The 25,415-nt window shown below is 71.7% G+C and carries 23 protein-coding genes; 9 read left to right on the top strand and 14 right to left on the bottom strand.

Annotation, left to right across the window (positions count from 1 at the left end):
* From ACGFW6_RS23665 to ACGFW6_RS23655, 3 genes are all read left to right on the top strand, one after another.
* Positions 1-675, top strand: coding sequence for an urease accessory protein UreF (locus ACGFW6_RS23665; protein WP_393513163.1), 675 nt, complete (start codon positions 1-3; stop codon positions 673-675).
* Between the two features lie 355 nt (positions 676-1,030).
* Positions 1,031-1,708, top strand: a complete 678-nt coding sequence (gene ureG / locus ACGFW6_RS23660; RefSeq protein ID WP_393513161.1) for an urease accessory protein UreG — start codon at positions 1,031-1,033, stop codon at positions 1,706-1,708.
* Positions 1,696-2,469 (top strand): urease accessory protein UreD, encoded by a 774-nt coding sequence (locus tag ACGFW6_RS23655; RefSeq protein ID WP_393513158.1) that lies wholly within the window; start codon positions 1,696-1,698, stop codon positions 2,467-2,469. The genes ureG and ACGFW6_RS23655 overlap by 13 nt, the downstream gene beginning before the upstream one ends.
* A 24-nt stretch (positions 2,470-2,493) precedes the next feature.
* Here ACGFW6_RS23655 and ACGFW6_RS23650 read toward each other — a convergent pair whose 3' ends face one another.
* From ACGFW6_RS23650 to ACGFW6_RS23625, 6 genes are all read right to left on the bottom strand, one after another.
* Positions 2,494-3,231 (bottom strand): lysophospholipid acyltransferase family protein, encoded by a 738-nt coding sequence (locus ACGFW6_RS23650; RefSeq protein WP_393513155.1) that lies wholly within the window; start codon positions 3,229-3,231, stop codon positions 2,494-2,496.
* A 322-nt stretch (positions 3,232-3,553) separates the two neighbouring features.
* A complete protein-coding gene (locus ACGFW6_RS23645; RefSeq protein WP_393513152.1) occupies positions 3,554-4,780 on the bottom strand; it encodes a PP2C family protein-serine/threonine phosphatase in 1,227 nt (408 codons plus the stop codon).
* A gap of 73 nt (positions 4,781-4,853) precedes the next feature.
* Positions 4,854-7,373 carry a SpoIIE family protein phosphatase gene (locus tag ACGFW6_RS23640; RefSeq protein WP_393513149.1) on the bottom strand — a complete coding sequence of 840 codons (2,520 nt, stop codon included), beginning with the start codon at positions 7,371-7,373 and terminating at the stop codon, positions 4,854-4,856.
* A gap of 186 nt (positions 7,374-7,559) precedes the next feature.
* Positions 7,560-8,777 carry an ornithine--oxo-acid transaminase gene (gene rocD, locus ACGFW6_RS23635; RefSeq protein WP_393513146.1) on the bottom strand — a complete coding sequence of 406 codons (1,218 nt, stop codon included), beginning with the start codon at positions 8,775-8,777 and terminating at the stop codon, positions 7,560-7,562.
* Positions 8,774-9,586, bottom strand: a complete 813-nt coding sequence (ddaH, locus tag ACGFW6_RS23630) for a dimethylargininase (RefSeq protein WP_393513143.1) — start codon at positions 9,584-9,586, stop codon at positions 8,774-8,776. Before ddaH ends, rocD begins: the two co-directional genes overlap by 4 nt.
* Positions 9,587-9,709: 123 nt before the next feature.
* Positions 9,710-10,234, bottom strand: a complete 525-nt coding sequence (locus ACGFW6_RS23625; protein WP_393513140.1) for an Lrp/AsnC family transcriptional regulator — start codon at positions 10,232-10,234, stop codon at positions 9,710-9,712.
* A gap of 88 nt (positions 10,235-10,322) precedes the next feature.
* Here ACGFW6_RS23625 and ACGFW6_RS23620 point away from each other — a divergent pair, with 88 nt between their 5' ends.
* From ACGFW6_RS23620 to ACGFW6_RS23605, 4 genes are all read left to right on the top strand, one after another.
* Complete coding sequence (locus ACGFW6_RS23620; RefSeq protein WP_393513137.1) at positions 10,323-11,072, top strand: LytR/AlgR family response regulator transcription factor; 750 nt, start codon at positions 10,323-10,325, stop codon at positions 11,070-11,072.
* Between the two features lie 2 nt (positions 11,073-11,074).
* The gene (locus ACGFW6_RS23615) at positions 11,075-11,437 is read left to right on the top strand and encodes a hypothetical protein (RefSeq protein WP_393513134.1); all 363 of its coding nucleotides are present in this window, start codon (positions 11,075-11,077) and stop codon (positions 11,435-11,437) included.
* Positions 11,438-11,556: 119 nt separating this feature from the next.
* A complete protein-coding gene (locus tag ACGFW6_RS23610) occupies positions 11,557-13,269 on the top strand; it encodes a cation acetate symporter (RefSeq protein ID WP_393513131.1) in 1,713 nt (570 codons plus the stop codon).
* A gap of 37 nt (positions 13,270-13,306) precedes the next feature.
* Positions 13,307-14,512, top strand: a complete 1,206-nt coding sequence (locus ACGFW6_RS23605; protein ID WP_393513128.1) for a sensor histidine kinase — start codon at positions 13,307-13,309, stop codon at positions 14,510-14,512.
* Between the two features lie 3 nt (positions 14,513-14,515).
* On the opposite strand, the gene ACGFW6_RS23600 is transcribed toward ACGFW6_RS23605, so the two are convergent.
* From ACGFW6_RS23600 to ACGFW6_RS23570, 7 genes are all read right to left on the bottom strand, one after another.
* The gene (locus tag ACGFW6_RS23600; RefSeq protein WP_030960607.1) at positions 14,516-14,686 is read right to left on the bottom strand and encodes a membrane protein; all 171 of its coding nucleotides are present in this window, start codon (positions 14,684-14,686) and stop codon (positions 14,516-14,518) included.
* Positions 14,687-14,698: 12 nt separating this feature from the next.
* Entirely contained in the window at positions 14,699-16,660 is a 1,962-nt protein-coding gene (locus ACGFW6_RS23595) for a protein kinase (protein ID WP_393513125.1), read from the bottom strand.
* Positions 16,661-16,705: 45 nt separating this feature from the next.
* Positions 16,706-18,088, bottom strand: a complete 1,383-nt coding sequence (locus ACGFW6_RS23590) for a DUF6777 domain-containing protein (protein WP_393513122.1) — start codon at positions 18,086-18,088, stop codon at positions 16,706-16,708.
* 184 nt (positions 18,089-18,272) lie between these two features.
* Entirely contained in the window at positions 18,273-19,223 is a 951-nt protein-coding gene (locus ACGFW6_RS23585; RefSeq protein ID WP_393513119.1) for a cytochrome c oxidase assembly protein, read from the bottom strand.
* A gap of 175 nt (positions 19,224-19,398) precedes the next feature.
* On the bottom strand, positions 19,399-20,424 hold the full coding sequence (locus tag ACGFW6_RS23580; protein WP_030967223.1) for a 6-phosphofructokinase: 1,026 nt from the start codon (positions 20,422-20,424) through the stop codon (positions 19,399-19,401).
* A gap of 169 nt (positions 20,425-20,593) precedes the next feature.
* Entirely contained in the window at positions 20,594-21,322 is a 729-nt protein-coding gene (locus tag ACGFW6_RS23575; RefSeq protein WP_393513116.1) for a type 1 glutamine amidotransferase, read from the bottom strand.
* Positions 21,323-21,346: 24 nt separating this feature from the next.
* Entirely contained in the window at positions 21,347-22,585 is a 1,239-nt protein-coding gene (locus ACGFW6_RS23570; RefSeq protein ID WP_393513113.1) for a MurT ligase domain-containing protein, read from the bottom strand.
* A gap of 111 nt (positions 22,586-22,696) precedes the next feature.
* On the opposite strand from ACGFW6_RS23570, the gene def reads away from it, so the two are divergent.
* The gene (gene def, locus ACGFW6_RS23565) at positions 22,697-23,242 is read left to right on the top strand and encodes a peptide deformylase (RefSeq protein ID WP_393513110.1); all 546 of its coding nucleotides are present in this window, start codon (positions 22,697-22,699) and stop codon (positions 23,240-23,242) included.
* 64 nt (positions 23,243-23,306) lie between these two features.
* Here def and ACGFW6_RS23560 read toward each other — a convergent pair whose 3' ends face one another.
* Complete coding sequence (locus ACGFW6_RS23560; RefSeq protein WP_393513107.1) at positions 23,307-23,951, bottom strand: TetR family transcriptional regulator; 645 nt, start codon at positions 23,949-23,951, stop codon at positions 23,307-23,309.
* 185 nt (positions 23,952-24,136) lie between these two features.
* Between ACGFW6_RS23560 and ACGFW6_RS23555 the strand changes: the two genes are divergently transcribed.
* Positions 24,137-25,363: an acyl-CoA dehydrogenase family protein gene (locus ACGFW6_RS23555; protein ID WP_393513105.1), complete on the top strand. Its 1,227-nt coding sequence runs from the start codon at positions 24,137-24,139 to the stop codon at positions 25,361-25,363.
* The last annotated feature ends 52 nt before the right edge of the window (positions 25,364-25,415 follow it).

The following is a 25,415-nucleotide window of genomic DNA, read 5'->3' as shown; positions in this document are numbered from 1 at the left end:
ATGACACGAGCAGCACTTCTCGTCCTGGCCGACGGCCGCTTTCCCGCCGGCGGGCACGCGCACTCCGGCGGGGCCGAGGTGGCCGTCGAGGCGGGGCGGATCACCGGGGCCGCGAGCCTGGAGGACTTCTGCCGGGGGCGGCTGCACACGGCCGGGCTGGTCGCGGCCTCGCTCGCGGCGGCGGCCGCCGCCGGGGGTGACGCGGTGGAGCTGGACGTCGCCGCCGACGCCCGTACACCGTCGCCCGCGCTGCGGGTCGCCGCGCGGAAGCTGGGGCGGCAGTTGACGCGGGCCGCCCGGGCCACATGGCCCTCGGCGGAGCTGGACGAGCTGGCCCGGCGGTTTCCCAAGGGGGCCCATCAGCCGGTCGTGCTGGGGGTCGCCGCTCGGGCGGCGGGGCTGGGGGCCGTGGAAGCGGCGTACTGCGCGGCGTACGAGAGTGTGAGCGGGCCGGCGAGTGCGACGGTGCGGTTGCTGAGTCTGGATCCCTTCGACGCCACGGCCGTGCTGGCTCGGCTGGCGCCGGAGATGGACCGGGTGGTGGATCGGGCCGTGGAGGCCGGGCGGGAGGTGGTCGTGGAGGGGGTCGATGTGCTGCCCGCGGCTTCGGGGCCGTTGCTGGAGATCGGGGCGGAGGTGCATGCGGCTTGGGCTGTGCGGTTGTTCGCATCCTGAGTGTTCTCGCCCCCGCCGCCCCTGCCCGTCCCTTCCTGAGGGGGCTCCGCCCCTTCGACCCCGCCGGGGCTGCCGCCCCGGACCCCGCTTCGGCCTGAACGGCCTCGTCCTCAAACGCCGGACGGGCTGAAAGACACGGACGGGCTGAAAGACCAGTCGGGCTGAAAGACGCGGGCGGGCTGAAAGATCAGTCGGGCTGAAAGTCCAGTCGGGCTGGAAGACGCGGGCGGGCTGAAAGATCAGTCGGGCTGGAAGACGCGGGCGGGCTGAAAGACCAGTCGGGCTGAAAGACGCGGGCGGCTGGAAAGACACGGGCCGGCGCTGGAAGCGAAGGCCCCTATGAAAGGAACCGTCGATGCACCTCGACCACTCCCACGACGGCCCCGCCGCGATCGGCGCGGACGCCCGGCGTCCCGACGGCTCGCGTCGTGCGCTGCGTATCGGGCTCGGTGGGCCCGTCGGATCCGGGAAGACGGCCACCGTCGCCGCGCTCTGCCGGGCCCTGCGCGAGGAACTGTCCCTCGCCGTCGTCACCAATGACATCTACACCCGTGAGGACGCCGAGTTCCTGCTGCGGGAGGCCGTGCTGCCGCCCGAGCGGATCACCGCCGTGGAGACGGGGGCGTGCCCGCACACCGCCATCCGGGACGACATCTCCGCGAACCTGGAAGCCGTCGAGGACCTGGAGGACGAGGTCGGGCCCCTCGATCTGATCCTCGTCGAATCCGGCGGCGACAACCTCACCGCCACCTTCTCCAAGGGACTCGTCGACGCGCAGATCTTCGTGATCGACGTGGCCGGCGGGGACGACATCCCCCGCAAGGGAGGCCCCGGCGTCACCACGGCCGACCTGCTCGTCGTCAACAAGACCGACCTCGCGCCGTACGTCGGCTCCGATCTGGCGCGGATGGCGGCCGACGCCAAGGCGCAACGCGCCGAACTGCCGGTCGTCTTCCAGTCGCTGAGGAGCGAACCCGGGGTGACGGACGTCGCCGCCTGGGTGCGGGGCCGGCTCGCGGCGTGGACCGCGTGACGACCGCGACCGGGGGCGTACGGGCGCACGCGCGGATCGTCGCCCGGGACGACGGGCGGGGCGGCACGTCACTGCCCGTGCTCGACGGCGGCGGGCCGCTGGCGGTCAGACGGACCCGGGGCAGCGGGGACGGGGCGCGGGTCGCGCTGGTCGGCGCGATGAGCGGGCCGCTCGGCGGCGACCACTTCACCGTCGAGGCCGACGTCGAGGAGGGCGCCCGGCTGAGCGTCGGATCGGCCGCCGCCACGATCGCGCTGCCCGGGCAGAGCAAGGGCGAGGCCCGCTACGACGTACGGCTGTCCGTCGCGGACGGGGGCGAACTGCAGTGGCTGCCGGAGCAGTTGATCTCCGCGCGCGGCAGTGACCTGCGGGTCACGACCCACGTCGAGGTCGGCGCCGCCGGGCGGCTCGTGCTGCGCGAGGAGCAGGTGCTCGGGCGGGTGGGGGAGGAGCCGGGGCGGCTCGGCAGCCGGATCCGGGTGCGTGTCGCGGGGCGCACGGTGCTCGACCAGGAGCTGGCCTGCGGGCCCGGCGCGCCGGGCGGCTGGGACGGACCCGCTGCTCTTGGTGGGTTTCGCGCCGTCGGTCAACTCGTCGTCGTACGGCCCGAGTTCGCCGAGCGTCCGATGGCGGCCCGGACGCTGGGGGAGAGTGCCGCGGTGCTGCCCCTGGCCGGGCCCGCCGTGCTGGTGAGCGCGGTGGCGGCGGACGCGCTGCGGCTGCGCGGGCTGCTCGACGAGGCGCTCGACGCCGTCGCCTGAGCAGCCACTCGGCCGACGCCGCCGTCAGCTGATGGGCAGCCTCGGGAACCTGCGTTCCTTCTCCGCCTTGGCCGCCTTCGCCGCCGCCTCTTCCTCGGCCTTGACGACGGCCGCGTACTGGTCGACGTACTCCTGCTCGGACAGTGTCAGGATCGCGTACATGATCTCGTCGGTGATGGCGCGCAGGATCGCTTTCTCGTTCTCCATGCCGGCGTAGCGGGAGAAGTCGAGGGGCTTGCCGAAGCGGATCTTCACCGGGTGGATGTTGGGGATGACCTTGCCGGGCGGCTGGGCCTCGAACGTGCCGATCATCGCGCAGGGGACGACCGGGACGCCCGCCTTGAGGGCCATCACGGCGACGCCGACCTTGCCCTTGTAGAGGCGGCCGTCGTGCGAGCGGGTGCCCTCGGGGTAGATGCCGAGGAGTTCGTCCTTGCTCAGGACGCCGAGCCCCTCTCGGATCGCGGCCTGGCCCGCCTCCTTGCCGGTGCGGTCGACCGGGATCTGGCCGGCGCTGCGGAAGAACGCGGCCGTGAGGCGGCCCCTGATGCCCGGGCCGGTGAAGTACTCCTTCTTCGCCAGGAAGGTGATGCGCCGCTTGAGTATCGCCGGCATCAGGAAGTGGTCGGAGAACGACAGGTGGTTGCCGGCGACGATGGCCGCGCCCGTGGCCGGTACGTGCTCGAGGCCTTCTATGCGCGGCCGGAAAACCAGTCTCAGCAGCGGTCCCAACAATACGTATTTGAGTACGTAGTAGAACAAAGGGGCGCTCCTCACTCAGGGGGATCAGCTCGGGCCGCCGCGTTCTGGCAGGTCAACCAGCGTGCCGTGGGGAGGCCAGTGTAGGCGCAGGGTTGAACGGCCGGAACCGGGCCGGACGGGACCGATACCGACTCATGCCGACTTTCCTGACCGGATGTCAGGCTGCCGGTGGGCGACGTCGTTTGCGGGTGGGGAGGACCGCCGGACCAGCCTTGTCCGCGGGACGGGTGCGCGGCAACCCGATGGCCGGGTTTGGCGTGATCACGATCGCCAGGCGGCGGGTGGTCCGTCCGCGCGATCGGCCGCCGCCGCTGCCCGTCCATCACAGGCGCACGATGATCAGTGCCGTGTCGTCGGTGGCGCCGCCCGGCGGCAGCAGCTCCAGCAGGACGGCGTCGGCGAGGCGCTCCGGGTCGGCGGTGCGATGGCGCACGAGCGAGTCGGCCAGGCGGGCCAGCCCGGTGTCGATGTCCTCGCGACGGCGTTCCACCAGGCCGTCCGTGTACAGCGCGAGGGTGGCGCCGTCCGTGTAGGTGGTGACCGCCTGGGGTCTGGGGATCGGGTCGGGGCGGGCGTCCAGCGGCGGGTCGGTGGCCTGGTCGAGGAACTCCACCCGGCCGTCGGGATGGACCAGCACGGGCGGCGGATGGCCGGCGCTGCTGTAGGTGACGGTGCGGGCGTCGAAATCGACGAACGTCGTGACCGCGGTGGCCGATTCGGCGCCGTCGACGACATGGGCGTACCGCCCCAGCACGTCCAGCGCCTGTGCCGGGCCGTCCGCGACCCGGGAGGTGGCGCTCAGGGCGCTGCGCAGCTGCCCCATCACGCCGGCCGCGCCGAGGCCGTGCCCGACCACGTCGCCCACGGAGACGCCGATGCGGTTGCCGCCGACGAGGTCGACCAGGTCGTACCAGTCGCCGCACACGTTCAGCGCGCCGACCGCGGGCCGGTAGCGCACGGCGGCCCGGCGGGTGCGGACCTGCCGGCGCGGCGGCAGCATCGCCTCCTGCAGGGCGAGGGCGACCTCGCGCTCGCGGGCGTGGGACTGCCGCAGCCGTTCGTTGACCTCCTGCAGCTCCCGCGCCCGCGTGTACAGCTCGGCCTCCAGCACCCGCGCCCGGCTGTCGGTGCCCGCGCCGCCGCGCATCCGGATGAGTTCGGTGACCTCCTCCACCCGGTGCACGACGAGCGCCACCTTCCCGTCGGGGCCGAAGACGGGTGCGTTGACCGGGCTCCAGTAGCGCTCGGTCCACTCGCCGGGGGGATCCTCGACGTCGTAGCGCTGCAGTGCCATGGCGTCCCGCTCGCCGGTGCTCACCACGCGCAGCAGCGACGCCCGAAGGTTGCGCATGCCGGTGGCCGTGACGTCGTTCGGGTTGTCGGGGAAGACGTCGAAGAGGTACCGGCCCACCAGGTCCGCCCGGGGACGTCCCGACAGGCGCTGGAAGTCCTCGTTGGCATCCACGTAGACCAGGTCCGGGGTCAGCAGTGCCACCATGCCGGGCAGGCACTGGAAGACCCCCTCGTAGTCGACAGCCGTCTCGTCCATGGCTCCCGCCTTACCACCGGATCTGGCCCAGTTCGTCACGCCACAGTGCGTATCTATCGATGTACTACATTCATCACTGTTCGTCAGGTTGAGGAGGTTGTTCCGTCAGAGGCTGCTCGGCCCAGATGATCTTGCCTTCGGGGACGAACCGGGTGCCCCAGCGCTGGGTGAACTGGGACACCAGCAGCAGTCCGCGCCCGCCCTCGTCCGTGGTGCGCGGGTGGCGGAGGTGCGGGGCGGTCGCGCCGCCGTCGAAGACCTCGCAGACCAGCGCGCGCTCCCTGATCAGACGCAGCCTGATCGGGCCCTCGGCGTACCGGATCGCGTTGGTGACCAGCTCGCTGACCACCAGCTCCGTCGTGAAGGCCAGCTCGTCCAGGCCCCACTCCGTCAGCAGCCGGGCGGCCGTCTTACGGGCGTCGGCGACGGCAGCCGGGTCCGCGGGCAGGTCCCAGTCGGCGACCTGCTCGGTGCCGAGCACCCGGGTGCGGGCCATCAGCAGGGCCACGTCGTCGTGCGGGCGGTCCGGCGTCAGGACGTCCACCACCGTCCGGCACTGGAGGTCGAGCGAGTCCACACGTCCCTCCAGGGCTCGCCGCAACCGGTCCCGGTCCGTCTCCACGGGCCGTTCGCCGTCGCCGCCCTCGCCTTCGCCCTCGCCCGAGCGGGAGGCGTCCCCGTCCTCCCGCGCCAGCAGACCGTCGGTGTGCAGGGCGAGCGTGCTGCCGGCCGCCAGCGCCAGCTCCACCGACTCGAACGGGGCGCCGCCCACCCCCAGCGGCGCTCCCTGCGGCAGATCCACGAACGTGACCTCGCCGTCCGGCAGCACCACGGCGGGCGCGGGATGCCCGGCGGCCGCCATCGTGCACTGCCCGTCGACCGGGTCGTAGACGACGTACAGGCACGCGGACCCCACCGACTGTTCGATGCCCTCCTGCGTGCCCGCCTCGCTGCCCTCCTCGCGGGCGGAGCGCGCGACCAGGTCGTCGAGGTGGGCCAGCACCTCTTCCGGCGGCAGGTCCAGGGCGGCGAGGGTCCGCACAGCGGTCCGCAGCCGGCCCATCGCCGCGGCGGCGTCGATGCCGTGCCCGGGAACCTCGCCCACCACCAGCGCGACCCGCCCGCCGGACAGCGTGATCAGGTCGTACCAGTCGCCGCCCAGGCCGGTCAGCTCGTCGGCCGGCCGGTAGCAGGCGGCGACCTCGACCGCGTCCTGCTCGGGCAGCCGGTGGGGAAGCAGGCTGCGTTGCAGGACCAGGGCGGCGTCGCGCTCCCGGGTGTAGCGGCGGGCGTTGTCGACGCAGACGGCCGCGCGCGAGACCAGGTCCTCCGCCAAGGTCAGGTCGTCCTCGTCGAAGGGGTCCTGGCGGCGATGCCGGAAGAAGGTCGTGACGCCGAGGGTGACACCACGGGCGTGCACCGGGACGATCATCACGCTGTGCAGCCCCAGCTCCAGGAAGGTCGACCTCCGGGCGCCGGAACCGTCGGTGGCCCAGTCCCTGGCGAGCGGGTCGAGACGCGCCTGACGCCAGGGCAGGGCCGTCGCCAGGACCCGCATCGGCGGGGATCCGGGGACATAGGCGGCCACGTCGCCGACGGCGAAGGTCGCCTCCGGCACGTTCTCGTTCACGGACTGCTGCCCCGCGCGGCGCAACGGCACGGCGAGCTCACCGTCGGGCGGCCCGGCGGTGAGCTCGGCGCCCGCCAGGACCGGTTCCAGCAGGTCCACGGAGACGAAGTCGGCGAACGTCGGGACCACCACATCGGCCAGTTCCTGGGCGGTCTGCATGATGTCCAGGCTGCGGCCGATGTGCTCGCCGGCCCGGTCGAGCAGGTCGAGCCGCTGCCGGGCCCGATGCCGCTCGCTGACGTCGACGACGGTGTAGTAGACGCCCATCGGATGGCCGTCCTCGTCCTCGAGCCGGGTGAACGACATCATGTGCGCCGTCTCCCGGTGCGGTGCGGACCGCACCAGACCCACGTGTTCGTAGCCCACCACCGGCTCACCGGTGTCCAGCACACGGCGCATCTGCGCCTCGATCGACCGGGAGTTCAGACCCGGCTGGACATCCGCCAGCCGCCTGCCCAGCCGGGTCCTCGCCGGACCGCCGCCGAACTGCTCCAGGGCGGCGTTCGACCACACGTACCGCAGCTCGGCGTCCACGATCGCTATACCGACGGGGGACCCGGCGACCATCTGCTCCAGCACGCGCCGGCTCATCGCCCACCCAGGGGCGTCGCCCATCTCGGACAGCAGCACCAGCCAGCGCGAGGGTCCGGGCGCCTCCTGCGCGGAGGTGATCCGCACCATGACCTTGACCTGCTCGCCGTTCCTGCGCGCCACCGTCAGCAGTCCCGACCAGCCGCCGTCCTCGCGGCACCGCCGGGCGAGGTCGGGCACGCGCAGGGCGTCCTCGGGCGACAACAGGCTCCCGGCCCTTCCGCCCACCACTTCGGCGGCCGAGTAGTTCAGCAGCCGCTGAGCGTCCCTGGTCCAGCCCGTCACCCGCCCCTGGGCGTCGAGCAGCAGAGCCGCGGCGTCAGCCACGTCGAACCACTGCCGGGCAACGTCCTGCTCCTCGTATGCGCCCACGGCCGACCTCTCTGTCGCTGAGAGCGGTCTACCACCTCTTGTCCCCATCTTCACCCTTCCGCTCACACCTGCCTCCTGGCGAGGGCTACGCGTGTGCGGGGAACGCGGTGGGACGACGGGGCAGCGTCGGACGCCGGCGGCCCGGTTCCCCGCCTACGGGGAACCGGGCCGACGGGCGGTGGTCCCTTACCCGAGCACCTTCTCCAGCGCCCCGAGCGCCCCGGTCAGCTCCTGCGGGGTGATCGTGAGCGGGGGAGCGATCCGGATCGTGGAGCCGTGCGTGTCCTTGACCAGGACGCCCTCGCGCATCAGGCGCTCGCTGATCTCGCGACCGGTCCCGAACGCCGGGTCGATGTCGACGCCCGCCCACAGGCCGCGTGCGCGGAAGCCGACGACGCCCTTGCCGAGCAGCGCCGACAGCCCGCCGCGCAGCACCACGCCCAGTTCGGCGGCCCGGCGCTGGAACTCGCCCGTCTCCAGCAGCTCGACCACGGCCGTGCCGACCGCGGCGGCCAGCGGGTTGCCGCCGAACGTCGAGCCGTGCTCGCCGGGCCGCAGCACCCCGAGCACCTCGCGGCTGCCCACCACCGCCGACACCGGCACGATGCCGCCGCCCAGCGCCTTGCCCAGCAGCAGCACGTCCGGCACGACCGACTCGTGCTCGACGGCGAGCGTACGGCCCGTGCGGCCGAGGCCCGACTGGATCTCGTCCGCGATGAACAGGCAGCCCTTGCGGCTGGTCAGCTCGCGCACGCCGGCCAGATAGCCCTGGTCCGGGATGAGCACGCCCGCCTCGCCCTGGATGGGCTCCAGCAGCACCGCGGCGGTCGTCTCGTCGATCGCCGCCTCCAGCGCCGGCAGGTCGTTGTACGGCACGACCCGGAAGCCCGGCGTGAACGGGCCGAAGCCCTGCCGTGCGGTCTCGTCCGTCGAGAAGCTGACGATGGTCGTCGTACGGCCGTGGAAGTTGTCGGCCGCGACCACGATCGTCGCCCGGTCGGCGGGGACGCCCTTGACGTCGTACGCCCACTTGCGGGCCACCTTGATGCCGCTCTCCACGGCCTCGGCGCCCGTGTTCATCGGCAGCACCATGTCCTGGCCGGTCAGCGCCGCCAGCCGCTCGGCGAACTCGGCGAGCCGGTCGTTGTGGAAGGCGCGGGACGTCAGCGTCAGCCGGTCGAGCTGCGCGTGCGCCGCTTCGATCAGCGCCGGATGCCGGTGGCCGAAGTTCAGCGCCGAGTAACCGGCCAGCAGGTCGAGGTAGCGGCGGCCCTCCACGTCCTCCACCCAGGTGCCCTCGGCGTGGGAGACGACCACGGGGAGCGGATGGTAGTTGTGCGCCAGGACCGGTTCCTCGGCGCGGATCAGATCGGCGGACGAACGGGTCTGCGCGGGCGCGGTCATGAGCGGATCTCCTGAGTGCAGCACTTGATGCCGCCGCCGGCCTTGCGGAACTCCGACAGGTCGACGGGGACGGGGACGTAACCGCGCTCGTCCAGCCGGGCGGCGAGTGCCTCGGCCTGGGGCGCGATGAAGACGTGACGGCCGTCGGACACCGAGTTCAGGCCGAAGGCGGAGGCGTCGTCGCGGGTCGCGAGCACCGCGTCCGGATACAGCCGCTGGAGCACCTCACGGCTGCCCGGCGAGAACGCCTCCGGGTAGTAGGCGATGTTGTCGTCGTCGAGCACGAACAGCGCCGTGTCCAGGTGGTAGAAGTACGGGTCCACCAGCGTCAGGCTGACCACGGGGTGACCGAAGAACTCCTGCACCTCCCGGTGGGCGTCCCGGGTGGTGCGGAAACCGGTGCCGGCGAGCACATAGCGGCCCGTCCACACCAGATCGCCCTCGCCCTCGCACACGGACTCGGGCCGGTACACGTCGAAGCCCGCCGTCTTGAACCACGTCTCGTAGTGCGTGGACTCGGGGCGGCGCTCGGGCGCGTGGAAGAGGGAACCGAAGACACGGCCGCCGACGACGACCGCCGAGTTGGCGGCGAACACCATGTCGGGGAGACCGGCGACCGGCTCCAGCGTGTCGACCGCGTGGCCGTGGGAACGGTAGGCGCTGATCAGCGACTGCCACTGCTCCTGGGCCAGGTCGACGTCGACCTGGATGTCGGGCTGCATCCAGGGGTTGATCGCGTACTGCACGGCGAAATGTCTGGGTTCGCAGACGAGGAAGCGCCGCCGGCGCGGCACACGGGTTTCGGGCACAGAGGGGTTCCTCCGCTTCCTACGGTGTCGATGAGGATTGACACCAAGGTAGAAAGACACGCCGACGCTCGACAAGAAACAAGAATTGCGTCTTCACGCAGGAATGCTGCAAATTCTGCGGTCTCAGCGCACGTTCGCTGCGTCGATTGTCGAGCCGGTGTCCTGTGGAGGAACGGCCTGCGTGGCGCCCGCCTCCGGACTGTCCGGGATCAGGTGCGACAGCACCATCACGCTGATCGTCTTCCGGATGAACGGCTCGACACGAATGCGCTCCAGCACCTCCTCGAAGTGCTCCACGTCCCGCGCCCGCACATGCAGCAGCGCGTCCGCGCCCCCGGTCACCGTCATCGCCGCGGTGATCTCCGGATGGTTGCGGACCACCTCCGCGAGCCGCCGCGGCGGCGCCGCGCCCTCGCAGTACACCTCGACGTACGCCTCCGTACGCCAGCCCAGCGCGGCCGGCTTGACCGTGGCCGTGAAGCCGGTGATCACGCCGGTCTCGCGCAGCCGGTCCACGCGCCGCTTCACCGCCGTCGCCGACAGCCCGACGCTGGAGCCGATCTCCGCGAAACTCGTCCTGGCGTTCGCCATGAGAGCGGTGATGATCTTCCGGTCGAGTTCGTCGAAGGAGGCCGCGCCGCTGTTCATGAGGGCACTGTAAGCGGCACGGCACCCAGCGGAGACGTCCACGCGGAGCACATGTCCAGGCGTGCCCATTGCTCTTACACTCCCGTTCATGCTGCGCGCCCTGGCTGTCGACGACGAACGCCCCTCACTGGAGGAGCTGCTCTACCTCCTGAACGCGGACCCGCGCGTCGGCAGCGCGGAAGGCGCCGGCGACGCGACCGAGGCACTGCGGCGCATCAACCGCGCCCTGGAGTCGGGACCCCACGGCCCCGAATCGATCGACGTCGTCTTCCTCGACATCAACATGCCCGGCCTCGACGGCCTCGACCTGGCCCGGCTGCTCACCGGACTCGCCAAGCCGCCGCTCGTCGTGTTCGTCACCGCCCACGAGGACTTCGCCGTCCAGGCCTTCGACCTCAAGGCCGTCGACTACGTCCTCAAGCCCGTGCGCAAGGAACGCCTCGCGGAGGCCGTGCGCCGCGCCGCCGAGCTGCGCGACGCGGCCCCCCGAATACCCGTGAGCGAACCCGACCCCGACCACATCCCGGTCGAACTGGGCGGCGTCACCCGCTTCGTCTCCGTCGAGGACATCACCCACGTCGAGGCCCAGGGCGACTACGCCCGCCTGCACACCGACAGGGGCAGCCACCTCGTCCGCATCCCGCTGTCGACCCTGGAGGAGCGCTGGCGCTCCCGCGGTTTCGTCCGCATCCACCGCCGCCACCTCGTCGCCCTGCGCCACATCGGCGAACTCCGCCTGGACGCGGGCACCGTCAGCGTCATGGTCGGCGCCGAGGAACTCCAGGTCAGCCGGCGCCACGCGCGCGAGCTGCGGGACCTGCTGATGAGGAGGTCGTAGCCGTGCCCCACCAGGACCCCGCCGAGCGCCGCGTCGTCGTCACCGGCCCGCCCCGCCGCAGCCGCCCCGCCTCCGGCTACTACCGCCCCCGCACCGAGATCGACGAGCAGACCACCCTCGGCCACACCTACGTGCGGTCGCTGATGCGCACCCAGCTGCGCGCCGGCCTGGCCGTGTTCGCGGTCCTCGGCCTGCTCATCGGCCCACTGCCGCTGCTGTTCGCCGCCATGCCGGACGCCCGCGGCCTGGAATGGCTGGTCCTCGGCTTCTGCCTCTACGCCCCGCTGGTCCTCCTCGCCCGCTGGTACGTGCGGCGCGCCGAGCGCAACGAGCGCGACTTCGTGCGCCTCGTCGAAGACCGCTGAGCGCTCCGCTGGGAGGGCCGGGATATGTCGTCGTTCGTCTGCGGGGCCGTCGTGGCTGGTCGCGCAGTTCCCCGCGCCCCTTTCGGGGCGCTGCTGGACCGTGAACTCGAGGAGCGGCCGTGAACTCCAGCTATGCCGTCCCTGCCGTCGCCCTCGTCGTCCTCGCGACCGTCCTCGTCGGCGCCTTCGGCCTGCGGATATCCCGCACCACCTCCGACTTCTACGTCGCCTCCCGCACCGTCGGCCCCCGCCTCAACGCCGCGGCCATCAGCGGCGAGTACCTCTCCGCCGCGTCCTTCCTCGGCATCGCGGGCCTGCTGCTCGTGCAGGGCCCCGACATGCTCTGGTACCCCGTCGGCTACACCGCCGGATACCTCGTCCTGCTGCTGTTCGTCGCCGCCCCGCTGCGCCGCTCCGGCGCCTACACCCTGCCCGACTTCGCCGAGGCCCGGCTGTCCTCCCAGGCCGTACGCCGGCTCGCCGGGGCTTTCGTCGTCGGCACCGGCTGGCTGTACCTGTTGCCCCAGCTCCAGGGCGCCGGGCTCACGCTGACCGTGCTGACGGGTGCCCCCGACTCGCTCGGCGGACTGATCGTCGCGGTCGTCGTGGTCGCCATCGTCGCCGCCGGCGGCATGCGCAGCATCACCTTCGTGCAGGCGTTCCAGTACTGGCTCAAACTGACCGCCCTGCTCGTGCCCGCCCTCTTCCTGATCCTCGCCTGGCAGGGCGACGGCGCCCCGCGGCACGCCTTCGACGAACCGGCGACCTTCCGCGAGCAGAGCGTCGTCCGCGTCGACGACAGCATCAAGCTGAAGCTCGACCGGCCGCTCGACGTCACCGTGAGCGGCACGATCGACGGCCGCGCGCACGAGGAGCGCACGCTCGAACTGCCCGCCGGCACCCACCACATCGAGGCCGGCACCCGGCTGACCTTCGCCAAGGGCGCCGTGGTCCCCGAACGCGACCGCAGCGCCGGCGGCGGCCTGTCCCCGTCGCAGGCCGAGAGCCGCGGCGAACGCCCGCTGTACGCCACGTACGGACTGATCCTCGCCACCTTCCTCGGCACCATGGGCCTGCCGCACGTCGTCGTCCGCTTCTACACCAGCCCGCACGGCGTCGCCGCCCGCCGCACCACCGTCGCCGTGCTCGGCCTGATCGGCGCCTTCTACCTGCTGCCCCCGGTCTACGGCGCCCTCGGCCGCCTGTACGCCCCCGAACTCACCCTCACCGGCGACGCCGACGCGGCCGCCCTGCTGCTGCCCGACCGCATGATCGGCGGCCTCGGCGGCGACCTCCTCGGTGCGCTGGTCGCGGGCGGCGCCTTCGCCGCGTTCCTGTCCACGGCGTCCGGGCTGACCATGGCCGTCGCCGGCGTGCTCACCCAGGACGTCCTGCCGTCCCGCGGCGTACGGCACTTCCGGCTCGGCACGGTCCTCGCCATGGCCGTCCCGCTCGCCGCGAGCGTCCTGGTCGGCGGACTGCCGGTGGCCGACGCGGTGGGCCTCGCCTTCGCGGTGTCGGCGTCCTCGTTCTGCCCGCTGCTCGTCCTCGGCATCTGGTGGCACCGGCTCACCCCGCCCGGCGCCGCCGCCGGAATGCTGGTCGGCGGTGGCTCCGCGCTGCTCGCCGTCGCCGCGACGATGGCCGGCTTCCCCGGCTCCGGCGCGGCCCACGCGCTGCTCGCCTGGCCCGCGCTCTGGTCGGTACCGCTGGGCTTCCTCACGATGATCCTGGTGTCCCTGGCCACCCCGGGCCGGGTACCGCCCGGCACGGCGGCGATCCTCGCCCGGTTCCATCTGCCGGAGGAGTTGCGGACGGAGGCGAAGGCATGAGGCACTCCATCGCCGGACGGCGCCAGGTGGTGACGGCATGAGCGGGTTCCTCGCGGGCCTGTGCGTGGCGATCCTGCCGCTGCTCGCCGCCGGCTTCTGGCTGGGCCGGCGCACCGCCCGCCCGCAGAACCTCGGCGACCTCGGCACCCCCGTCGAGCACGCCACCTTCGAGACCCTGCACACCGCGTCCCTCGCCGCACCCCCGCTGCGCGCCGGACTCACCGAGGAGACCGCCCGCAAGTCCGCCCGGCGGCTCCGCTCGCTCCTCGGCACCGACGCGCTGTGCCTCACCGACCACGAGGACGTCCTGGTCTGGGACGGAGTCGGCGGCCATCACCGTACGGAGATCATGGAACTCCTCGCCGGCCCCCTGGAGTCGGGCCGCGGCGAGGCCTTCCCGCTCACCTGCGCCACCCCCGACTGCCCGGTGCGCTGGGCGGTCGTCGCCCCGCTCACCGTCGACGACCGCGTGCACGGCGCCCTCGTCGCCTGCGCGCCCCGCGAGTCGGCGGTCCTGGTGCGGGCGGCGGGCGAAGTGGCCCGCTGGGTGTCGGTGCAGCTGGAGCTGGCCGACCTCGACCAGTCCCGCACCCGCCTCATCGAGGCCGAGATCAAGGCGCTGCGCGCCCAGATCTCCCCGCACTTCATCTTCAACTCGCTCGCCGTCATCGCCAGCTTCGTGCGCACCGACCCCGAGCGCGCCCGCGAACTGCTCCTGGAGTTCGCCGACTTCACCCGCTACTCCTTCCGCAGGCACGGCGACTTCACCACCCTCGCCGACGAACTCCACGCCATCGACCACTACTTGGCGCTGGTCCGGGCCCGCTTCGGTGACCGTCTCTCGGTGACCTTGCAGATCGCCCCCGAGGTGCTGCCGGTGGCCCTGCCCTTCCTGTGCCTGCAGCCGCTGGTGGAGAACGCGGTCAAGCACGGCCTGGAGGGCAAGGCCGACAAGTGCCACATCCAGATCACCGCACAGGACGCGGGCGCGGAGGCCCTCGTGGTCATCGAGGACGACGGCGCCGGCATGGACCCCGCGCTGCTGCGCCGCATCCTCGCGGGCGAGGACAGCCCGTCGGGCGGCATCGGACTGTCGAACGTCGACGACCGGCTCCGCCAGGTCTACGGCGACGCCTACGGCCTCGTCATCGAGACCGCCCCGAACGCGGGCATGAAAGTGACCGCCCGGCTGCCGAAGTACCAGCCGGGCGTGCACTCGGCGGGGCGACTCACCCGGGAGTGAGGCTCACGTCGGACGGCTGACGACCATCCCCAGCGTGATGAGCCCCAGCACCACCCACCCGAACCACAGCCAGCCATTGCTCCCGAGCGCCACCGTGTAGGCCGTCACCGCGACCAGGCCGCCGACGGTGAGCACCCCCATCGCCTTCGTAGAACCGTCCGTAGAACCGGGCATCGCAACACCCTCCTAAGGTTCGTCCCCCTCCATGGTGCCCCCGTTCTGCCGCCGAACGGTGCACACGACGAAATGCGTGCCGCTCTTCCAGGCACCTTCGCTCGTCCAGGAGCCCGCCGTGTAGACGGAAGGATCGAATCCGTAGTCGCGCGGGGGCACCTCCCTGGCGCACGCCGTGTCCGATTCCGTGCGTGCCTCGGCGAGCGTGACGTCGGCGCCCAACCGGGTGAATCCGAGCACCTCCTCGTCGTGCGGCTCCGCGCACGACACCAGTCGGGCGTCCCGGTGCGAGCGGACGTCCAGACAGTCCCGGCGCTGCATGGTCGCCGTGTCCGCGAAGGGCATCCCCGGCCTGCGATGGGCGCCCAGCGGCCCGTAGACCGGCCCGTGCGCGCCCAGCACCAGACAGGCCGTCCGCCGCCCGGCCGCCTCGAACCCGGCCTCGGTCGGTACCACGGCGAAGCTGCGCACGTCCGCGAGCCGCCCGCGCAGGTCCTGCGTCCGCTCCTCGCACGCCGCCGGCCCCTCCTGCCGGGCCTCGGCGGCGGATGCGGCCGCGACGAACCCCATCACCTGCCCGTCGGGTGCCTTCTCCCCGCAACCGGTGTCGAGGTTCAGCCGGGGTGTGCCCTGGAAGGCGGCGGCGCCGGGCCAGTCGGCGAGCACGCAGTCACCGTCCCTCAGCGGCGCCCCGAGCCCCACGGCGTCCCCGTACGGCCGCTCCGTCCCGCCGGTGCCCGCCTCCTGGGACAGGGCGTACCAGACGCCGGCCCCCGCGAGCGCCAGCCCGAGCAGACCGGCGAGGACCGCGTGCAGGACACGCGGGCGGGTCCGGTGTCCTGCACCGTCCCCGGGAACAAAGCCCAGCGGCCCACCGGGAGGCTGCGTCGGCGAACCGCCGGGCTTTCCGCCCACCGTGCCGGAGCCTGGGCCCGATGGCGCGCCGGGACGTCCGGACGGGGGACCGAAGCCCTGGACACCACCCGGTCGCCCCGACACCGGCAGCCCACCGAACCCCGCCGGATCGGGCCCCGGTCCCGGAGGCGGCGCCCCGCCCCAGTGCGGCTGTGAACCCAGGTCGGTCTGCGTGCGCGCGTAGGCGTCCGCATCCGGCGTGACGAGCCGGGAGAGCGCCGCCTCCGCCTCCACCGCCGCCATGCGCCGCGCCGGGTCCTTCTCCAGCAGCGCCCGCAGCACGGGGCCCAGCGCACCGGCCCTCCCGGCCACCCCGGGCTCCTCCATGACCACCGCGGTCAGCTCCGCCAGATGCGACTCGCGGTCGAAGGGACCCCGGCCCTCGACGCCGTAGTACAGCGTGCAGCCCAGCGAGAACAGGTCGGTGGCCGCCGTCGGGGCCCCGCCCGTGACGCGCTCCGGCGCCAGATAGCCCGACGTCCCCACGAGCACCGACGCCAGCGTGTACCGGGTCTCACCGGCGTCCGGCTGCAGCGAGATGCCGTAGTCGGTCAGCAGCACCCGGCCGTACGGCGCCCCGGTGCGGTCCGGCGCCAGCAGGATGTTCGCCGGTTTCACGTCCCGGTGCAGGACACCGCGCTCGTGCCCGGCGGTCAGCGCGTCCAGTACGGCGAGCCCGATGCGGGCGCACTCCGCGGGAGCGAGCGGGCCGTGCCGGTCGACCAGATCCCGCAGGTTCACGGCACCCTCGACGTACTCCATGACGATCCACGGCAGTCCCTCGTGCTCCAGGACGTCGTGCACGGTCACCACATGCGGATGTCCGCGCAGGCCCGCCGCGTGCCGGGCCTCGGCGCGGGCCCGGGCCACCCGTGCCTCGCGCTCGTCGGCCTCGGCCGGGTCCCGGAACACGATCTCCTTGAGCGCGACCTCACAGGCGAGTCTGCGGTCGTGGGCGAGCCAGACATGGCCCATGCCGCCGCTGCCCAGCCGGCTCAGCAGCAGATAACGGCCGGCGACGACCCGGCCCACTCCCGACGTCGGTGATCCTGAGGGCATCCGGTGACTCCCGGGTTCTGCGGGTGTGCGCTGAGCGCGCGATGGCTAGGCGGTGGTGCTCGCGACGGACGGGGCGCCGGTCGCGGGCGCGCCGGTCCCGGGCGGCGGCGCGCTGCCGGTGACCGTCGGCGGCGCGCTGCCGGTCTGCGGTGGCGAGCTGGGCGAGGGCGGCGGAGGCTGTGGTGCCGAGCTGGTCGTGGGCGCCTTGGTCGACGCGGGCGGCGAGGAACCGGCCGGCGGGTCGGAGGCCGGCGGAGCCGTGGACGACGTACCCGAGGACGGCGGTCCGCTCGTGGGACCCGGGCCGGAGGTGTCGGAACTGCTGGGAACGGAACCGCTCGGGTCGGAGCCACCGGGTCCTGTGCTGCCCGGACCTGTGCTTCCGGGACCCGTGCTGCCCGGACCCGTGGTTCCGGGACCCGTGCTGCCGGGGCCGGAGCCGCTCGGCCCGGTGCTCGCCGAGCCGGAGGGGGAGCCGGACGGCGACGAGTCCGAGGGCCTCGGTGGCGCTGAGGCCGACGGATCCCGGGGCGAGGAGGGCGATCCCGAGCCCGGGGGAGTGGACGTCGACCCGTCCGGACTTCCTCCGGCCACGCCCAGCGTCACGTATGCGCCGAACCGCAGCTCGGTCCCGGCCGGCGGATCCGACGAGGTCACCAGGGCGCCGTCCGGCGGCAGCCCTTCGCCCGCGAAGTCGACGGCCAGCCCCGTGTCGGCGAGCGTCCGGCTCGCCTGCCCGAACGTCGCCCCCGCGAGGTCCGGCACCGCTCGGCGCTCGCGTGTGTCGAAGGCGGTGTCCTCGGCGCCGGTGGTGCCGACGGGACGGGTGATGCCCCGGTCCGGTTCATGGACGTCGACGAGGGCGAGCCGCTCCACTTTCCGCGTCGCGGGCCGCACGGCCACCACGGAGGCCTTCTCGTAGCCCTTCCACTCCTCGTTGCGGTCGTCGAAATCGACCTTTATCCGGGTCGTGTCCCCCTCGAAGGGCCGCAGCGGATTTCCGCACGAACACTTCACCGCCGGCAGGCCCTGCTCGTCGACGAGAATGGCGATTCCCGTCTGGAGCAGTGCGTCGAAGGGGGCCGCCTTTCCCTTTTTGTAGTCGTGGTTCTTCACGAGTGTGTCGTGACGAAGGAGAACCGGGGTGAGGCGGTCGAGAAATCCGGGAATCTCTTCCGCGGTGATGGACAGCGCGGTGGCCCACGCCTGTGCCTTGCGGTCATTCGCGGGATCGGTGAGAAACTCCTCGAGCCGTTCCACATCGCAGACCGTCGGCTGTTTCGACCCGCCGTACAGACCCGGTGTGTCCCCCTGCTGCAGACCGCCGTGCGCCGTCCGCGCCGTGACCTGCGCGTCGTCCCGTCCGAGCCCCTGGTTCTCGTCGAAGAACGGGGCCAGCGAGGGAACTCCCGCGGCCACGGCCTTCACCAGGAACAAAGGTGTGCCCCGATCGCACGCACCGAGCGCCAGAACGAGGACCAACAGGACGGCGATCCTCCGAATCACCGCTATGTGGAACCTGTGTACGAAAACACGAAACGCCATGACCGCTCCCCCCGGCGGTTCCCCCGACGCGCTTCATGCTACTGAAAGGCGAAGCCTTTCGGTTTCGTCAGTTTCCACGTGCGTTCAATGAGGCCAAATAGGCGTTGTACGCCTCGAGTTCCTTGTCGCCGTCACGGTCGGCGGCCCGGTCCTTGCGCTTGGCCTGCCGCTGCTCGGAGCCGTACCACTGGAACAGCAGCGCGATCAGCACCAGCACGGACGGAATCTCACTGAACGCCCAGGCGATACCGCCGGCCGCGTTCTGGTCGGAGAGCGCGTCGATACCCAGCGAGCCGGGCGGGTTCTTGAACGTCTCCACCATCGGCTCGGACGCCATCATCAACGCGATACCGAAGAACGCGTGGAAGGGCATTCCCGCGAACAGCTCCAGCATCCGCATCAGATACCCCGGCCGGTGCGGACCGGGATCCACGCCGATGATCGGCCAGAAGAACACCACGCCCACGGCCAGGAAGTGGACCATCATCGCGATGTGCCCGGTCTTCGAACCCATCAGGAAGTCGAAGAGCGGTGTGAAGTACAGCGCGTAGAGACTCGCGATGAACAGCGGGATCGTGAACGCCGGATGCGTGACGATCCGCATGTACCGGCTGTGCAGCAGGGCCAGCAGCCATTCCCGCGGTCCCTTGCGCCCCCGCCCGGCGGGCGGCATCGCGCGCAGCGCCAACGTCATGGGCGCGCCGAGCAGGATCAGGATCGGCGACAGCATGCTGATCACCATGTGCTGCACCATGTGCACGCTGAACATGACCATGCCGTAGTCGTTCAGCCCGGTGCACATCACGAGCATCACGGACAGCACACCGACGACATAGGAGACGGTCCGCCCCACGGGCCATTCGTCCCCACGCCGCCGCAACCGCACGACCCCCCACGCGTAGAGCGCGAGTCCCGCGAGACAGGCGACAAGAAAGAACGGGTCCGCGGACCACGCAAGCCCTCGCCCCAGCGTGAACGGCGGCAGATCCATCATCATGCCGTGCCCGCCGTGATCCATCCTGCGGCTCCTGTTTCGTGGGGGTTGTGCAAGTCTGTCCGCCCAGATTAGAACCACCCCCGGCCACCTTGGTGACCGGGGGTGGGGCAGCCGACCCAGGGGCGCGGGGAACTGCGCGACAAGCCACGAAGCACCCGCACCCGGCGACGAAACAGAGACTCCTACAGGGAGGCCCTCACAGCACGCACTCAGCCTCTTCGTACCGGTCGGCCGGCACCGTCTTCAACGTCTCCACGGCCTCGGCCAACGGCACCATCACGATGTCCGTCCCCTGGAGAGCCGTCATATGACCGAACTCCCCACGGTGCACGGCCTCCACCGCATGCCATCCGAACCGGGTCGCCAGCACGCGGTCGTAGGCCGTCGGCGTCCCACCCCGCTGCACATGCCCGAGGATCACCGGACGCGCTTCCTTGCCCAGCCGCTCCTCCAGCTCGATCGACAGCTGACGGGCGATCCCGGCGAACCGCTCGTGCCCGTAGATGTCCTTGCCGCCCTCGTCGAACGCCATGCTTCCGGGCCGCGGCTTGGCACCCTCCGCCGCCACGACGATCGCGAACCGCTTGCCGGCCTGGAACCGTTCGCCGACGACTCGGGTCAACTCGTCGATGTCGAAGGGCCGTTCCGGTACGACCACGGCGTGCGCGCCGGCCGCCATGCCGGAGTGCAGCGCGATCCAGCCGGTGTGCCGGCCCATGACCTCGACGACGAGGACCCGCTGGTGGGATTCGGCGGTGGTCTTGAGCCGGTCCAGGGCCTCGGTCGCCACGGTCACCGCCGTGTCGAAACCGAAGGTGACGTCGGTGACGGCGATGTCGTTGTCGATGGTCTTCGGCACACCCACCACGGGCAGGCCGCTGTCCGACATCAGCCGGGCCGCCTTGAGGGTGCCCTCACCGCCGATCGGGATGATCGCGTCGAGGCCGAGCTCCTCGACATGGCCCTTGGCCCGTTCCACGCCGTCCCGCAGATGGGAGGGCTGGACCCGGGAGGAACCGAGGATCGTGCCGCCGCGGGCGAGGATGCCGCCCACCGCGTCGAGGTCGAGCTTGAGGTAGTCGCACTCCAGGAGGCCCTTCCAGCCGTCCCGGAAGCCGATGACCTCGTCGCCGTGGTCGACGACGGCACGGTGCACGACGGACCGGATGACGGCGTTCAGGCCGGGGCAGTCGCCGCCGGACGTGAGGACACCAATGCGCATAGCCCGAAAAACCTTCTCAACGTGGGCCGGGACCGGACCACGCTGTCCGGCTCGAATCCCCGCCACCCTAGCGGCATCGGGGGGCGGGGCCGAACCGTGCGTCCGCCTGCTGGACGACCCCGCTCACCTGTGCGGACGTGCCGTCAGACGGGCTGCCGAGCGACCGGGCTCAGGCGGGCTGCTGGGCGGACGTGATGCGCTCGTTGCGCAGTGCCTCGTACCACCGGTCGTCGGTCGGCGGCAGAGCGTTCACGTCGAGCGCCAGCTTCAGCAGCAGGTCGGCGATCAGCGGGTTCCGCGCCAGCACCGGGCCGTGCATGTACGTACCGAAGACGGTGTCGTTGTACGCGCCCTCCGTGCCGTCGCCCGTGCCGTTGCCGTTGCCGAGGCGGACCTGGGCGAAGGGGCGGGCGGTCGGGCCGAGGTGGGTGACGCCCTGGTGGTTCTCGAAGCCGGTCAGCGGAGGCAGACCGAGGCGGGGGTCGATGTCGCCGAGCACGTCGCCGACGCACCGTGCCCCCTCGCCCCGCACGGACACGACGTCGATCAGCCCGAGTCCGGGCTCGCGCTGGCCGAGGTCGTTGATGAACTCGTGGCCGAGGATCTGGTAGCCGGCGCAGACGGAGAACACGATGGCGCCGTTCTCCACGGCCCGCTGCAGACCGCCGTCCCGGCGCAGCCGCTCGGCCGCCAGCCGCTGCGGGCGGTCCTCACCGCCGCCGATCAGGTAGATGTCACCGGACGTCGGGATCGGCTGGTCGCTGCGCACGTCGAGACGCGCCACGTCGAGGCCGCGCTGGCGGGCACGGCGTTCCACGACGAGGACGTTGCCCTGGTCGCCGTAGGTGCTGAGCAGGTCCGGGTAGATCCAGACGACCCGCAGTTGGTTGTCGCTCACTTAAGTCCCCTGAAGTCTCTTGGCTCAGTTGCCGACCCGGCGGCGCAGGTCCTGGAACGCGGTGTAGTTGGCGATGACCTCGATCCGGCCCGGCGGGCACTTCTGCACGGCCTGGTCGAGGTTCTCGAACACCTGGAACTGCTGGTTCGCGACCTCCAGGCGCACCGCGAGGTCGAGCCTGCGATCGCCGATGACGCAGATCGGGTGCCCGGTCAGCCGCGTGTAGTCGACGTCCCACAGCCAGGAGGTGTCGGTGCCGTCGGCGCCGCGCGCGTTCACCGAGAGGATCACCGGGGTCGGCGGCGGGTCGATGAGGGAGAACGTCTCCAGCCAGCCGGCCGGGTTCTTGGCCAGCAGCAGCCGCAGGTCCCGCCCCTCGAACTGCACGACGTCGTAGCGTCCGGCGACGGCCTGCACCTGGTACATGCGCTCCAGGGCGACCTGCGGCGGCACCCCGAACACGGCGGCGACGGCCGCCGAGGAGGTGGCGTTGGCCTTGTTGGCGCGCCCCGGGAGCTGGAGGTGGATCGGCCAGGCCGAGCCGTGCGGGTCCAGGACGTGGTCGCCGGACAGGGCCCAGCTCGGCGTCGGACGCCGGAAGCCGCACTCGCCGCAGAACCAGTCGTCGCCGGGGCGCTGCATCACACCGCCGCAGGACGGGCAGGACCAGGCGTCGTCCTTCCACATCTGCCCGGCGGCGACCCAGATCACATTGGGGGACGACGACGCGGCCCACACGACCAGCGGGTCGTCCGCGTTGGCCACGATCACGGCCTTCGAACCCGTCAGGCCCTCGCGCCAGTTCTCGGCGAGCATGCGGGTCTCCGCGGCCCTGTCGAGCTGGTCGCGCGAGAGGTTGAGCAGCGCGATGCACTTCGGGTCGGTGTCCCGGGCGACGCCGGCGAGGTACTTCTCGTCGACCTCGATGACGCCGTAACGGGCCTCCGAGCCGCCCGCGAGCGCCGAGGTGATGCCCGCGGGCATGTTGGCGCCCAGGGCGTTGGAGACGACCGGCCCGGCGGCCCGCAGGGCCTCCGCGATCAGCCGGGTCGTCGTCGTCTTGCCGTTGGTCGCCGAGACCAGGACCACGTCCAGGTTCTGCGCGAGCCTGGCGAGGAGGTCGGGGTCGAGTTTGAGCGCCACCCGGCCGCCGATCACCGAACCGCTGCCGCGCCCTGCGGCGCGAGATGCCGCCGCGACCGCCTTGCCCGCGGTCACGGCGATCTTGGCCCGCGGCGTGAGCGGGTCCGAGTTGCCTGCCATCAGTTCTCGATCCTCCTTGCGTACGCGCCGCGCTTCTGCCCTACGGCAACGTGGTGGTGGTCAGCCTATCGAGATCCATTCGCACTCCCGAATCGCCGTACCCTTGCGGCCATGCGCAACGGCTCCATTCCGGGCACTCACGGACGTGTTCGGCCCCTGACCCTGCTCGGAACTCCCGTCCTGCACGCCCCCTGCGAGGAGGTCACCGACTTCGGTCCGGAACTGGCGACGCTCGTGGACGACTTGTTCGCGACGATGTACGCCGCGCAGGGCGTCGGCCTCGCCGCCAACCAGGTGGGGGAGTCGCTGCGGGTCTTCGTGTACGACTGTCCCGACGACGAGGACGTACGGCACCTCGGTCATGTGGTGAACCCCCGGCTCGTGGAAGCGGACGGTGTGGTGATCCGGGGACCGGAGGGCTGTCTGTCCCTGCCGGGCCTGGAGGCCGGGACGGAACGGTACGACCACGCGGTGGTCGAGGGTTTCACGGTGACGGGGGAGCCGGTCACGATCCACGGGACGGGCTTCTTCGCGCGCTGCCTCCAGCACGAGTGCGACCACTTGGAGGGCCGGGTGTACGCGGACCGCGTCACGGGCCGGCGCCACCGTCGGCTGATGCGACAGGTGACCCGCGCCTCCTGGCGCCGGTCCGGTTGACACCCTCAGGGGCACGGTGAGCCGTGCGACCGGCCCCCACGAACCCGCACCGGGGGCGCAGCGGTCAGAACCCCGGACCGCCCATCCTGTCCCCGGCGGCAGCGAGCCGCCCCCACAGCAGGTCGGCCAGACTCCGTACCAACTCCGCCCGCGAGCACGGTCGTTCCCCCAGCCACCAGTCCCCGGCGGCGTGCATCATTCCGACTATCCCGTGCCCCCACACCCGGGCCAGCTGCTGACTGCCGGGACCGAGATCCAACCGCTCCTCGATGACGGTCGCCAGCTCCTCGCCCATCGTGCGGAGCAACGGCATCGAGTGCTTGCCGACGTCGAATCCCTGATCCGCCGTCTGGCCCCCCTCGGTCGGATGCATCAGGAACCGGTACACCTGCGGGCGGGCCTCGATCGCGGCGAGATACGTGTCCAGCGTGGCCTCGACCCGCTCGCGCCGGTCCGCTGGAGCGTCCAGCGCGGCTCGCAGCGAGTCCAGCAGGGCGTCCGTGTGACGTTTGGCCAACGCGGCGTAAAGTCCGCCCTTGTCGCCGAAGTGCCGATACAGAATCGGCTTGGTGATGCCCGCCTCGGCCGCGATCGCGTTCATCGAGGCCTGTGGGCCGTCGCGCAGCACCACCCGGTCGGCGGCCTCCAGCAGCTCGCGCCGACGACGATCGGCGGACCGTTGCTGGTCGGTCCGCTGTGTGGTGTCCATGATCTCTCCCCACCCGTACTGATTCGGTGACGCCTGCGCAAACTAACACTCAACCTGCCACAAGCATCGAACGGGCTGCCGATCGAGGATCCCGAGTTGACTTTACCTACTCGCTAGTAACAAACTAGGGTTACCGCAAGTAACAAGCATGCACGAAGCCATGCACGTACGCCGCTGGAGGGGACATGGCCGAGTTCACCATGGAGCTCAACGACGAACAGAAGGAGGTCCGGGACTGGCTGCACGGTTTCGCCGCCGATGTGATCCGCCCCGCGGCCGCCGAATGGGACGAGCGTGAGGAGACTCCCTGGCCGGTCATCCAGGAAGCCGCGAAGGTCGGCATCTACTCACTCGACTTCTACGCCCAGCAGTACTTCGACCAGACCGGCCTCGGCATCCCGATGGCCATGGAGGAGCTGTTCTGGGGCGACGCGGGCATCGCCCTGTCGATCGTCGGCACCGGTCTCGCCGCCGTGGGCGTCCTCGCCAACGGCACCGAGGAGCAGATCGGCACCTGGGTGCCGCAGATGTACGGCGACGCCAACGACGTCAAGCTCGCCGCCTTCTGCTCCTCCGAGCCCGACGCCGGCTCCGACGTGGCCTCGATGCGTACGCGCGCCGTGTACGACGAGGCCAAGGACGAGTGGGTGATCAACGGCACGAAGACCTGGGCGACCAACGGCGGCATCGCCAACGTCCACGTGGTCGTCGCCGTCGTCGACGCCGAGCTCGGCTCCAAGGGCCACGCGTCCTTCATCATCCCGCCGAACACGCCGGGCCTGTCCCAGGGCCAGAAGTTCAAGAAGCACGGCATCCGCGCCTCGCACACCGCCGAGGTCATCCTGGACAACGTGCGGGTGCCGGGCTCCTGCCTGCTGGGCGGCAAGGAGAAGCTGGACGAGCGCCTCGCGCGGGCCCGCGAGCGGGCCAAGGCCGGCGGCGAGCGCGTGAAGAACGCGGCGATGGCCACGTTCGAGGCCTCGCGGCCCGCCGTCGGCGCGATGGCCGTCGGCACCGCCCGTGCCGCCTACGAGGTCGCCCTCGACTACGCGATGACGCGCGAGCAGTTCGGGCGCCCGATCATCGACAACCAGGGCGTGGCCTTCCAGCTGGCCGAGATGCGGACGTCGATCGACGCGGCCCGGCTGCTGGTGTGGCGTGCCTCCTGGATGGCGATCAACGGCAAGCCGTTCACCGCGGCCGAGGGCTCGATGTCGAAGCTGTTCGCGAGCGAGACGTCCAAGAAGGTCACCGCTCAGGCCATACAGATCCTCGGCGGCAACGGCTACACGCGGGAGTACCCCGTGGAGCGCATGCACCGCGACAGCGCGATCTACACGATCTTCGAGGGGACCAGCGAGATCCAGCGGCTGGTGATCGCGCGCACGTTGTCGGGTATGCCGATCCGGTAAGCGCCGCAGGGGCTTCTGCGCGATGCGGTCCGCGGGGTGTGCCGTGGCCGGT

Origin of the sequence: Streptomyces sp. Y7, assembly GCF_043195415.1 — a bacterium.
Classification (GTDB): domain Bacteria; phylum Actinomycetota; class Actinomycetes; order Streptomycetales; family Streptomycetaceae; genus Streptomyces.
The sequence above is the reverse complement of the archived record's forward strand: the minus strand, read 5'-3'. Positions and strand labels throughout refer to the sequence as shown.